At 41.5% G+C, this 12,195-nt stretch carries 11 protein-coding genes; 7 read left to right on the top strand and 4 right to left on the bottom strand.

Translation table 11 applies throughout. The features are described from left to right. Nucleotides 1-20: 20 nt before the first annotated feature. Together KHS38_RS01595 and KHS38_RS01600 are read right to left on the bottom strand one after the other, a co-directional pair. Entirely contained in the window at nucleotides 21-542 is a 522-nt protein-coding gene (locus tag KHS38_RS01595; RefSeq protein ID WP_213486380.1) for a hypothetical protein, read from the bottom strand. Between the two features lie 15 nt (nucleotides 543-557). Further along, the gene (locus tag KHS38_RS01600) at nucleotides 558-1,334 is read right to left on the bottom strand and encodes an SAM hydrolase/SAM-dependent halogenase family protein (protein WP_213486382.1); all 777 of its coding nucleotides are present in this window, start codon (nucleotides 1,332-1,334) and stop codon (nucleotides 558-560) included. A gap of 102 nt (nucleotides 1,335-1,436) precedes the next feature. On the opposite strand from KHS38_RS01600, the gene KHS38_RS01605 reads away from it, so the two are divergent. The 4 genes from KHS38_RS01605 (at nucleotide 1,437) to KHS38_RS01620 (ending at nucleotide 4,870) form a co-directional block, all read left to right on the top strand. Continuing rightward, nucleotides 1,437-2,402: a PhoH family protein gene (locus KHS38_RS01605; protein ID WP_213486383.1), complete on the top strand. Its 966-nt coding sequence runs from the start codon at nucleotides 1,437-1,439 to the stop codon at nucleotides 2,400-2,402. Between the two features lie 145 nt (nucleotides 2,403-2,547). Continuing rightward, complete coding sequence (locus tag KHS38_RS01610) at nucleotides 2,548-3,492, top strand: phosphoribosylaminoimidazolesuccinocarboxamide synthase (protein ID WP_213486384.1); 945 nt, start codon at nucleotides 2,548-2,550, stop codon at nucleotides 3,490-3,492. A 51-nt stretch (nucleotides 3,493-3,543) separates the two neighbouring features. After that, complete coding sequence (locus KHS38_RS01615) at nucleotides 3,544-3,921, top strand: STAS domain-containing protein (protein ID WP_213486385.1); 378 nt, start codon at nucleotides 3,544-3,546, stop codon at nucleotides 3,919-3,921. A gap of 22 nt (nucleotides 3,922-3,943) precedes the next feature. Next, entirely contained in the window at nucleotides 3,944-4,870 is a 927-nt protein-coding gene (locus KHS38_RS01620; RefSeq protein ID WP_213486386.1) for a ribonuclease Z, read from the top strand. Here the strand turns inward: KHS38_RS01620 and KHS38_RS01625 are convergent. After that, nucleotides 4,867-5,814 carry an MlaD family protein gene (locus KHS38_RS01625; RefSeq protein ID WP_213486387.1) on the bottom strand — a complete coding sequence of 316 codons (948 nt, stop codon included), beginning with the start codon at nucleotides 5,812-5,814 and terminating at the stop codon, nucleotides 4,867-4,869. The genes KHS38_RS01620 and KHS38_RS01625 overlap by 4 nt on opposite strands. Before the next feature lie 22 nt (nucleotides 5,815-5,836). After that, the gene (locus KHS38_RS01630) at nucleotides 5,837-6,787 is read right to left on the bottom strand and encodes an N-acetylmuramoyl-L-alanine amidase family protein (protein ID WP_213486388.1); all 951 of its coding nucleotides are present in this window, start codon (nucleotides 6,785-6,787) and stop codon (nucleotides 5,837-5,839) included. Nucleotides 6,788-6,840: 53 nt separating this feature from the next. Between KHS38_RS01630 and KHS38_RS01635 the strand changes: the two genes are divergently transcribed. From KHS38_RS01635 to KHS38_RS01645, 3 genes are all read left to right on the top strand, one after another. Beyond that, a complete protein-coding gene (locus KHS38_RS01635) occupies nucleotides 6,841-9,510 on the top strand; it encodes a putative LPS assembly protein LptD (RefSeq protein ID WP_349627904.1) in 2,670 nt (889 codons plus the stop codon). After that, nucleotides 9,511-10,752, top strand: a complete 1,242-nt coding sequence (locus tag KHS38_RS01640) for a competence/damage-inducible protein A (RefSeq protein ID WP_213486390.1) — start codon at nucleotides 9,511-9,513, stop codon at nucleotides 10,750-10,752. Between the two features lie 68 nt (nucleotides 10,753-10,820). Continuing rightward, entirely contained in the window at nucleotides 10,821-12,188 is a 1,368-nt protein-coding gene (locus tag KHS38_RS01645) for a dihydrolipoamide acetyltransferase family protein (RefSeq protein ID WP_213486391.1), read from the top strand. The last annotated feature ends 7 nt before the right edge of the window (nucleotides 12,189-12,195 follow it).

Below are 12,195 nucleotides of genomic sequence, written 5' to 3' on the forward strand. Positions count from 1 at the left end.
TTCAATAGTAATGGGTAAATTTACGCTTTAGTAGTTCGTTTTCGGGTAATGAGTAGTAAAATTGACGTTACTATGAGAACGGCGATGATAATCAGGTAGATATTTTTCGATTTTCCCTGTGCATTCTCTGTTTCATTAAGCTGATCAACTAATTTTTCGTTTTGTGAACGCAATTGGTTAATAGTAGTGGCAAAATTACGGTTGCTGCTTTGGGCCTCGTTTACTTTAGTTTGTACCTGTTGCTGCTCAAAAGCACGATAATCTAACAATATCTTTAATTGCTTGAAGATGCCGTTATCCGTATTGATGATATCCATCAGTATTTCGTTTGACCTTCGGATATCTTTTTTGGTTTGCATCCCAAATATCCCAGTGCGTTCCTCAAGGCTCTGATCATACTGATCAAATTTGGTTTCACGCTGGGTAAGCATGCTGTTAATCTTTTTACGCTGCAGTTCATACGCCAACGAATCCGTCCTGACTTGTGCTTCGGCCTGCCAGAATACAATACAGTATAGTAATCCAATAGTCAATCTTTTCATAAGCTTATCAGGTTGTTATTGAAAGTCGATGATAACGCTATCACCCAAATTTAATCCCAGCAAGCCACTGGCGTTACCCTTGTTAATAGCTATCTCCAAGTGGTCGCTAATGCCGAACATGCACAACTTTTCGCCTTCGGGCACTTCGTTGTAATGCCAGCTTAGGTGGGTAATAGTTTCGTTTCGCTTAAAGTAGAGCACAAACTTGCGCCCCTGCTGTATGCGGTTAAAAAAGTCTTTAGTGATATTGGTTATCACATTCTGGAACGAGTCAATATAGATCACCATACCCCGTATCTGGTCACGCTCAAACACAGGTTGCAGGGTAGTGCGCTTTTCAATATGATCTACCGGTACCCCAATTTCCCTAATATCACCGCCGTTAGCTAAGTGGCAAGCAGCTTTTACAAAAATATCGGCCAGCGGAAAATGTAAAAACTTTAAGTCCTGCATAATGTTAATTTCCATTATTGCCTCGGGCTCATCATTGAATATTAAAGAGAATATGCCATTATCGGCACCTACAAAGTAGTGATTGCGGTAGCGTATAGCCAAAAAACGGTTTTCTTCGCTATATACCGTGTCAATACCAATCAGGTGAACGGTATCGTCGGGGAAATAATAAAAACTGTTCTTTAAAATAAAAGCAGCTTGCTGAATGTTAAAAGCAGGAACGGTATGGGTAATATCAACTATATTCACTGCAGGCATCATCTTTAAAATGCTGCCTTTCAGGGCAGCCTGGTAGATGTCTTTATCGCCTAAATCAGTGGTTAAAGTTATTATAGCCATTAGTTTTTTGTAATATTTATTACTAATCTTGTATAAGCATTAGCAAGGTGCAAATATCAGCTTTTAACCAGAAATAATCTGTAACTAAAAAATCATTTACTGTTGAACGAACTAAAAATTTCAATTGAACAGGTTAACCCTGCGGTTTTGTGGGGACCCAACAATGATCATTTTGAGATCATTAAAAAGCAATATCCCAAACTTAAATTAGTGGCCAGAGGGAGTGAGGTGAAGGTATTGGGCGATGAGCAGGAACTGACTGTTTTTAACGATAAGTTTAGCCAGTTGCTTCAACACGTTGAAAAATTTGACAATCTGAACATAACTGACCTGGAGAGAATATTTGGCGCCAAAAAAGTAACGTCGGCACTTCCGGCAGAGCAACCAGCCAATGACAAATCTACCACCGGGGAAGTAATTGTATTTGGCCATAACGGTGTTATGGTTAAGGCACGCACTGCCAACCAGCGCCGCATGGTAACCAGTATCAATACAAACGACGTTTTGTTTGCCATTGGCCCGGCCGGTACCGGCAAAACCTATACAGCTGTTGCTTTGGCTGTTAGGGCACTAAAAAACAAAGAGATAAAGCGTATCATATTAACCCGGCCGGCTGTTGAAGCGGGAGAGAACCTCGGCTTTTTGCCGGGAGATCTGAAAGAGAAAATTGATCCGTATCTGCGCCCGTTGTATGACGCACTGGATGATATGATACCTCCTGACAAGCTAAAAACTTATCTGGAAAATCGTACTATTGAAGTTGCCCCATTAGCATTTATGCGTGGCCGTACGCTGGATAACTGTTTCGTGATATTAGACGAGGCGCAAAATGCGACCGATATGCAGTTAAAAATGTTTTTAACCCGTATGGGCCCAACTGCGAAGTTCATCGTTACCGGTGATGTTACGCAGATTGACCTGCCTAAAAAGCAACAGTCAGGCTTACATACCGCCTTGCGCATCCTGACTGATATTAAGGGCATCGACATTGTTTACTTGAGCGGTGAGGATGTTGTTCGCCATAAATTGGTGAAACGCATATTGGAAGCTTACGGCGATATCCAGTAGTATTTGAACTTCATTAAGCCTAATCAGAAATCAAGATGAGAAAGATATTCCGTTTTGATTTCTGATTTTTTATTTTTGGAGCTATTATCATTCAACTTTTTTCAACCCGACTTTAAAAGTCTACACATTTTTCTGATACAGCTACATGAGCGCTATAAAACAAACACAGTTTAATTTTCCGGGCCAAACAGCTTTTTACAAGGGCAAAGTTCGTGATGTATACACTATTGAGGATAAGTACCTGGTAATGGTTGTATCTGACCGTATATCTGCTTTTGATGTTGTGCTGCCTGAACCTATTCCATACAAAGGGCAAGTACTTAATCAAATTGCAGCAACATTTCTAAAAGCTACCAGCGATATTGTGCCCAACTGGGTAGTGAGTGTACCCGACCCAAGTGTGACCATTGGTAAAATGTGTGAGCCGTTTAAAGTTGAGATGGTTATACGTGGTTACCTGGCTGGCCATGCCTGGCGTGAATATAGTTCCGGTAAACGTACGCTTTGTGGCGTTACCATGCCCGAAGGCTTAAAAGAGAACGACAAGCTGCCTGAACCTATTATTACACCAACTACCAAAGCAGCAGTAGGCCATGATGAGGATATATCGAAAGAAGACATCTTGGCAAAAGGCATTGTTGATGCTGCTGATTACGAACAGATGGAGAATTATACACGTGCCCTGTATCAGCGTGGTACTGAAATAGCTGCACAACGCGGATTGATATTGGTGGATACCAAATATGAATTTGGCAAAGCTGATGGTACGATTTACCTGATAGACGAAATTCATACCCCCGATTCGTCACGTTATTTTTACAGTGATGGTTATGCGGAGCGCCAGCAAAGCGGAGAAGCGCAGAAACAGCTGTCGAAAGAGTTTGTAAGAAAATGGCTGATAGAAAATGGCTTTCAAGGTAAAGATGGCCAGCATATACCAGAAATGACGCCCGAAATAGTTAATTCTATCTCAGAACGTTATATAGAGTTATATGAACAAATTACTGGCGAGGTTTTTGTTAAATCAGATAATGACAATATCTTACAACGTGTAGAAAGTGCTGTAAAAGAAGCTTTAACGAAGTTGTAATTTTAGTAATCCATAAAATAATTTTATCTTAGCTCTATAATTTTTATAAGAATGAAATTTACCGTCGATAAGCATGAAAAATATGTTTTGATCAGATTAAATGAGTCAAAACTAAATTCATTGATTACTCCGCAATTAAAATCCGAATTGATATTAGTGAACGCTGAGGGACAAAGAAATATAATTTTGGATTTGTGCCAGGTAAAGTTTGCTGATTCGTCGGGTTTAAGCAGTTTGTTGGTTGGCCACCGTTTATGTAAAAATGCGGAAGGCAGCTTTATCTTAACTTGCTTAAATGAAGCAGTTGCCCGTTTAATCAATATCTCTCAACTTGATAATGTACTTACTGTTGTGCCAACTACAGAAGAAGCTATTGACCATATATTTATGGAAGAGATAGAAAAAGAGCTAAAGAAAGAAGCAAAATAAACATTTTGTATGTTTACCTATTATGAAATTTGAGGTAACCATACTCGGCAGCAGTTCTGCCACCCCTATATTTAATCGAAATCCTACAGCACAGGTGCTTAATTTAAACGAGCGCCTGTACTTGATTGATTGCAGCGAAGGCACCCAGCTGCAAATGCTGCGTTATGATATTAAAGCCAGCCGTATCGATCATATCTTTATAAGCCATTTACATGGCGACCATTATCTTGGTTTAGTAGGCTTACTCTCATCCATGCATTTAAATGGCCGTACCAAACCCCTTAAATTGTTTGGCCCGGCTCCATTGCGCGAAATCATAGAGGTTCAGTTTAAATACTCCGAAACCAAGCTTAACTACCCGATTGAATATATCGCCACAAACCCATCTGTTCCCGAAGTAATATTTGAGAATCAGGATGTGGTGGTAGAAACTATTCCATTAGACCATCGTATTGCTACTACAGGCTTTTTGTTTAAGCAAAAGAAACGCTTGAGGAAGCTTATCAAAGCTAAAATAGAAGAGTTGCGCATACCTGTTGAGTTGTATACAGCCTTAAAAAAAGGGGCGTCTTATTCGACACCCGATGGCAAGTTTTATCCAAATGATCAATTAACGGTTGAGCCGGATCGGCCTCGTTGTTATGCTTATTGTTCTGATACCTTGTACAACGAAAGGTACTTTGAACAAATAGGCCATGCAGATTTGCTTTATCACGAGGCCACCTTTTTGCATAATATGTTAGATAGGGCTAACGTAACCCATCATACCACAGCATGGCAGGCAGGGCAGGTAGCTGCTATTACACAAGCAAAAAGCTTGTTGATTGGCCATTTTTCGGCCCGTTATAAGAGTTTGATTGAATTGTTAGATGAGGCAAAAAGTGTCTTCCCTGAAACCGAACTGGCTATCGAGGGAAGAACTTATACTGTCGGTCAGGATATGGTTTAGTCACCTTTCCTGCCAAAAACAGAGAAGCTTACGTAACGTTTAGGATGCGCTTTCAGGTCAATAAACAAGTTGTTAAGATTGGCCGAAGCTGCATTCAGATTCTTATACATCTGATCGTCGTTCAATAACATTCCCAATGAGCCTTGTCCGCTATTAATACGGTTAACTGTCGACTGCAAGTCGCTCATTGCTTTGTTTGCGCTTGCTAAAGTACCACTTAGATTAGAGTTAGCAACGTCGGCGCTAATGCGCTCAAAGTTTGCGGTTGTGGTATTTAATCTGACCGTACTTGCACGAAGGTTTGATGTTAGTGCCTCTGAGTTAGCCATTATTCTGTCTATGTGGCCTGTTTGTGAGCCAACTAAGTGATCGATCTTTTTAGTGGTACCTTCCAGCGTTTGCAAAGAGTTGGCAATACTGACAAAACTACGATCAACATTCTTTCTGAATTCAGGGTTAAGTATTTTATTTACCGAACTTAATGTAGAATCCATACGAGCAATCAGATCTTCCGCTTTGCGCTGTACCGGTTGCAAGCTTTCAGCCAGGCTACCTTGAATGTCAGCACGTAATGTATCCTGATCCTCGGCAAATTCCCGGCTATTACCTAGTTCAAACACAATCGCTTTGCTACCCAAAAGGTCGGTACTTTCCAGGCGGGCCAATGTGTTCGATGGGATATCGTACTTCGGATCAATCTTTAACTCTACCACGGTATAGCCGCTTGCTATCTGTAATTGCATTTTTGAAACGTGGCCGATAGGGAAGCCGTTAACCAATACCGGCTTTGAAAGCGTAAGGCCATCAACATTCTGGTATATAGCATAGAATTTTTTTGAGCCAGAGAACACGTCGTTACCCTTCAGGTAACTGTAGCCCAATATAAGTATGGTAATACCCACAACAGTTAGAATGCCAATTTTAGTTTCGTTTGATATTTTCAAGGTAATGCAATTTTAGTTTTAACTATTGTGCTGTTTGCTCCAATTCTCTTTTGTATTGTTTTACAGCACGTATTATAGAGTTTACAATTTCTGTTTGGCCCGAATCAGAGTTTAAATACTCTTCTTCTTGTGAATTATTTATAAATCCGGTTTCAATTAGTACTGCAGGCATACCGCTGTTTGCCAAAACGTGTAAGCTTTGTTCTTTTACACCATTGCTATACCGACCGTCGGTCTCGGTAAACTCGTTATTCATCAGGTTGGCCAGATGAATACTTTGTTTACGATACTTGTCGCGATAAGCGTTAAGCACCATAGCAGTAGTTGGATCATCGCTGTCGGTATAGTAATCTTTATAATTCTTTTCCTGCAGGATGGATGCATTTTCACGTATTGCTTCCAACTGTTCGCCTGTACGTTTAAAACCGTATACCAGTAATAAAACTCCTTTTCCAGAACGGTTAGGGATGGAAACTGTTTTGTAAACTGGTACTTTTTTGCCATGGCGGCCTTTGTTATAGTCTACAATTACCCGTTCGTGTGCGCTGGCTAAAGAGTTACAGTGAATGGATAAAAAGATATTACCCTTCGCCTTGTTAGCAAACTCGGCCCGTTTATGAAGCTCTATAAACTCGTCATGGTCACGGGTAATAAGCACATTTACATCTTTTAATTCTTTTTGCATGGCCTTCTGCAATTTAAGTCCTATAGCCAGCGTTACATTCTTTTCCATTGAAAAAGAGCCGTAAGCACCGGGGTCATGTCCACCATGCCCTGGGTCAATCACAATTGTTCTTAGTCTGAATCCGGGACCGGACGTTGAATCTCTTTTTATAGGATCATCAGTTTGAAACGAATAATTTATGAAGCAAACAAACAATGCAAGGAATCCGTAAATCAGTCTTTCTAAAGCCTTATTTTTCATTATTTTTGAAGCGCCGTTAATAAGTTTATCTGCAAAAATACTATTCATATTTAATTTTGAAATTTATCAGGTTCTTTTTTCTATCAGGCATAGTTTTGATAGTGAGTATAATAGCACTGGCCGGCAATCGCAGTTATATAAAGCCAGCACACGTTATCGATACAATTATAAAGCTGGACACGGCTAAAGACAAAAAAGTTTTGAAACCGGTACTAAAAAACCGGAAGGGTAAAGCCGCACCCCAAACTGCTGTAAATGATACGACTCCGAAAAAGAAAGAAGGTTTACAGTCGGAAGTAAAAGGTGTTGCCGATGACTCGACTTATACGGATGCCGAGAACAATATCCTGTATTATTTCGGCCGTGCCAGGGTTACTTATGAAGATTTTGAACTGGATGCTGATTATATTCGTGTTGATTATAAAAAGCATTTAATTTTTGCGAGTGGCCGGGTTGATCCTAAAACCCATCGCTATGTGGGTAAGCCCATTGCAAAACAGGGTAGCCAAAGCCCCATAATGGCTGACTCTATGTACTATAACTACCAGACCAAGCGGGCAAAGTCTTTCAACACCTCAACCGAGCAGGATGGTAATTACATTACAGGTGGTCAGGCTAAAAAACTGAATGAAACTGAAGTTGCCTATCGTAATATTTTATTTAGCACGTGTAATTTACCCTATCCCGAAACGCACTTTGGTGTGGTAATCACAAAAGGTATTGGCGAAAAAAGGCGTATCATATCAGGCCCGGCATACCTTGAAATTGAAGGTATACCCTTACCAATAGGTGTCCCGTTTGGTTTCTTTCCTAAACCTGAGCAACGTGCATCCGGAGTTATTTTGCCAAGTTTTGGTGAAGATGCTAAGCTGGGTTTTTATTTGCGGAACTTTGGTTATTACTTCGGTATCAACGATAATATCGATTTAACTACACAAGCTACTATTTATTCAAAAGGCGCATATGAGATTAATGCCATATCCCGGTATTTAAAACGCTATAATTACCAGGGTAGCTTTGCATTTAATTATGGTTCACATAACTATGGTTTAGAAGGCGATCCGGCACAAAAAGACTTCAATATACAGTGGCAGCATAGTCAGGATGCCAACGCTCATCCAGGTAGTACATTCAGTGCTTCGGTCAACGTGGCAACCGGTACCTTTTATCAAAACAACCCGGCTACCACCGGTTACAATTTGCAGTCACTCACGCGAAATAACTTAAGTTCATCCATTGCTTATGGCCGTACGTTTAATGTAGGTACCACAACCATGAACTTTACCGCCAGTGCCGAGCATCGTCAGGATATCACTAATAAAACGGTATCACTCCAGTTGCCTGTATTTACCTTGAGTGCGAGCTCATTCAGTCCTTTCGACTCCCGTGATAGACTTGGCGAACAAAAATGGTATGAGAAGATTACGTTAGGCTATACTTTACGTGGTACTAATACCTTAACAGATATCAAAGAATCCGAGCTTTTTAAGAGTAACACCTTAACCAAGCGCTTGCAAAACGGTTTTGAGCATAATATACCTGTTAGCGTAAATTTTAATTTACTAAAGTACTTCAACTTTAACGCAGGTGGTACTTATCGTGAGGTTTGGTATTTTCAATCCAGAAGGCAGTTTTTTGATAGGGGAAGTATTCGCAATACACCTAAATTGATTACTGACACCGTAGCTGGTTTTACTCGCGGTTCACAGTATAATTTAAGTACCGGCATCAATACCAAAGTTTATAACACGATTGCATTTAAGCACGGCAACCTGAAAGCGATTCGCCACGTCATGACGCCGTCGCTTTCATTCAGCTATACGCCTGATTTTGGTGATCCAAGATATGGCTACTATCGCACGGTAACCAGTGATGCCGTAGTGCCTTACCCGGTTACATCGTCAACCTACTCTATATTTGATGGATCGCCTTTTGGTGGCCCGAGCAGGGGCAAGTCTGCCGGTATTGGCTTAACTGTTGATAACACGATTGAAGCTAAACTGAAAGCTAAAAGCACGGATACAACCGGCGCCGACCGTAAGATAACCATCTTACAGGGTTTGTCTTTTTCAACTTTTTACAATTTTGCAGCCGACTCTTTCAGACTTAGCCCAATAGGCTTCAACGCACACACAGCGATATTTAATCAGAAAGTTAGCATTAGCTTGAACGGAACTTTTGATCCGTATGTTACCTATGCGCGTGATTCAATTTCTAATGGCTTGGTTAGGCGCTATGCACAGCGGGTTAACCGGTACTTTTTTCAGGAAGGTCGTGCGCCATTGCTGAGCAATTTATCTTTCTCTACCAGCTTCTCGTTGAATTCATCAACCATGAAAAAACGCAACAATGCTCAGCTGAATAACCTGCAAAATTTGGATCCCGTACAGTCAAATCGTTTATCCATGATAAATAATGATCCGGCCGCTTATGTTGACTTCAGTATTCCTTATAACGTTAGTGTGAATTTCAACTACAGTTATTTTAATACGGGCATCCAACCTGATTTTCAAAGTACCCTGAGTTTAAGCGGCGACGTAAATATTACCCCAAAATGGAAGGTACAATATACGTCGGGGTATGACTTGAAGAACAAAGCGCTTAGCCCAACCCAGTTTAACATTTATAGGGATTTGCATTGCTGGGATTTATCTTTTGGATGGTTGCCATTTGGTTATTACAAATCATTCAATGTTACCTTGCGGGTGAAAGCATCTATTTTACAGGATTTAAAACTTTCTAAGCGAAGCGATTATTATAACAATTTCTAAATGCTTGCAGAAATTATAACCATAGGCGACGAGATACTAATAGGCCAGATTGTTGATACCAACTCGGCCTGGATGGCACAACAACTAAACAGTGCCGGTATCCGTGTAAAACAAATATCCTCCGTGTCTGACGATCGTCAGCACATCTTAACAGCACTGGCCGAAGCGGCTACGCGTGTTGATATTGTTTTGATTACCGGCGGGTTGGGTCCAACTAAAGACGACATCACTAAAAAAACACTGGCTGATTATTTTGGTGCAGAGATGGTTGAAGATGCCGGCGCATTGGAAAATGTGCAACGCATTTTTGCCCGTTATAACCGTCCCTTACTTGAGGTGAATAAACAGCAGGCTCTGATACCGGCCAACTGCGAGGTTGTACCTAATAATAACGGTACTGCCCCAGGCATGTGGTTTAATCATGATGGAAAAATATATGTTTCTATGCCTGGCGTACCCTTCGAAATGATGTACATGTTTAGTGACCAGGTGCTGCCGAAATTGAAAGCTACATTTAAGCTACCGGCCATTGTGCACAAAACAATCTTGACGGTAGGAGAAGGAGAATCATTTCTGGCGGAAAGAATTGCCGATATAGAAGATGCTTTACCGTCATACATTAAGCTTGCTTATCTACCTAAACTGGGTCAGGTACGTTTGCGATTGAGTGGCTACGGTGACAACGAAGCCAAATTGACTGATGAAATAAGCCACTATGCGGCACAGATTATAGACCGGGTACGAAATGTGGTTGCAGCTACGGATGACATACCACTCGAAAAATCTATATTAAATAAACTAACCACCACTCACAAAACTCTATCGGTGGCGGAAAGCTGTACGGGCGGCTATATTGCGCATCTGTTTACCCAGCATGCCGGCTCATCACAAGCCTTTTTAGGTGGGGCGGTATCTTACTCCTACGAACTAAAAGAAAGTATTTTAGGTGTGCAAAACGAAACCTTATGGCAACATGGCGCCGTAAGCGAAGAAACAGCGACCGAAATGGTAAAAGGGGCCTTGCTAAACTTTAAATCCGATTATGCCATCGCGGTAACCGGCATAGCTGGTCCGGGTGGCGGAACCGAAGAAAAGCCTGTTGGTACGGTTTGGATAGCCGTTGCCTCATCCAGTAATTTGGTGGTACGAAAGTTTACCTTTGGCAATAAGCGACAGCAAAATATAGAACGCACAGCCATTGCGGCCTTAGGAATGTTGAATACTTTACTGGCCTCGGTCTAAAAATTCAACCAAGAAATAAGTAAGTTTGGGCCATTACACTTTATTTATAAAAACTGTATTGAATTAATATGGCAAGATATCAGCTGTTGCTGCCTAAGATGGGCGAAAGTGTTGCTGAAGCAACGGTGATTAACTGGTTGAAAAATCCAGGGGATTACATAGAAGCCGATGATGCCGTGGTGGAGATTGCGACTGACAAAGTGGATTCTGAAGTACCATCGCCGGTAAGCGGCAAACTCGTTGAGCAGCTTTTTCAAAAAGATGAGGTAGTACAGGTAGGTGATCCTATAGCTATTATTGAAACTGATAATGCGCAGAATGAAGAGGTCCCTGTAGCTGCTACACCTGAAGAAAAATCAACTACCGAAAAAGAGCCTGAAGCACAGGCGGCCGAGCCAACCAATGTTCCCGGAATGGAGCAGTTGCAACAGCGTCCCGCTCCAGAAGTGCAGTCTGCTGTAAATAACTCGTCAGTACGCTTTTACTCGCCACTTGTTCGCAATATCGCCAACCAAGAGGGTATTAACGTCACAGAATTAGATGCCATTCCCGGCACAGGTGCAGATGGACGCTTAACGAAAGATGATCTTTTAACTTATCTGAATAACAGACAAAAATCGAGTACTATTCCAAATACTGTTGAGGCGAAGCAGGAGACGTCAGCACCGAAGCAGCCTACGGCAGCACAACAGCCTGCATTTACGGCACCGGCTGTATCGATATCCGGTAGTGACGAGATCATTGAGATGGACCGGATGCGTAAGCTGATAGCCGATCATATGATCATGAGCAGGCAAACGTCTGCCCACGTAACTTCATTTGTTGAGGCTGATGTAACCAACCTGGTACTATGGCGCGAAAGAAACAAAAGTAAGTTTGAGAAGCGGGAAGGTGAGAAGATCACTTACACACCGATATTTATAGAAGCCGTGGCAAAGGCAATTGCTGATATGCCGATGGTGAATGTTTCTGTGAAAGGAACGCAAATTATTAAAAAGAAAAACATCAACATTGGCATGGCAACGGCCCTGCCTAATGGTAATTTGATTGTTCCGGTTATTAAACATGCAGATACGCTGAACCTGGTTGGTTTGGTTAAGGCTGTTAATGATCTGGCTATCCGGGCCCGTCAAAACAAGCTCCGCCCTGACGAGACGCAGGAGGGTACCTTTACTATTACTAATATTGCTGCTTTTGGCAATGTAATGGGAACACCTATTATTAACCAGCCACAGGTAGCCATTTTGGCTATAGGTGCAATTAAAAAGAAACCAGCGGTTCTGGAAACACCAACCGGCGACGTCATTGCTATTCGCCATATGATGTTCTTATCTTTATCATATGACCATCGCGTAGTAGATGGCTCCTTGGGTGGCATGTTCCTGAAACGTGTAGCTGATTACCTGGAAGCCTGGGATATTAATCGTGAAGTATAAAAGCAAA

Source organism: Mucilaginibacter sp. Bleaf8, from assembly GCF_018390515.1.
GTDB lineage: Bacteria > Bacteroidota > Bacteroidia > Sphingobacteriales > Sphingobacteriaceae > Mucilaginibacter.

What these genes read in the sequence shown, in the direction of transcription:
- KHS38_RS01595 (WP_213486380.1), bottom strand. Translation starts at nt 542, where the DNA reads ATGAAAAGATTGACTATTGGATTACTATACTGTATTGTATTCTGGCAG.
- KHS38_RS01600 (WP_213486382.1), bottom strand. Translation starts at nt 1,334, where the DNA reads ATGGCTATAATAACTTTAACCACTGATTTAGGCGATAAAGACATCTAC.
- KHS38_RS01610 (WP_213486384.1), top strand. Translation starts at nt 2,548, where the DNA reads ATGAGCGCTATAAAACAAACACAGTTTAATTTTCCGGGCCAAACAGCT.
- KHS38_RS01615 (WP_213486385.1), top strand. Translation starts at nt 3,544, where the DNA reads ATGAAATTTACCGTCGATAAGCATGAAAAATATGTTTTGATCAGATTA.
- KHS38_RS01620 (WP_213486386.1), top strand. Translation starts at nt 3,944, where the DNA reads ATGAAATTTGAGGTAACCATACTCGGCAGCAGTTCTGCCACCCCTATA.
- KHS38_RS01630 (WP_213486388.1), bottom strand. Translation starts at nt 6,787, where the DNA reads ATGAATAGTATTTTTGCAGATAAACTTATTAACGGCGCTTCAAAAATA.
- KHS38_RS01640 (WP_213486390.1), top strand. Translation starts at nt 9,511, where the DNA reads ATGCTTGCAGAAATTATAACCATAGGCGACGAGATACTAATAGGCCAG.
- KHS38_RS01645 (WP_213486391.1), top strand. Translation starts at nt 10,821, where the DNA reads ATGGCAAGATATCAGCTGTTGCTGCCTAAGATGGGCGAAAGTGTTGCT.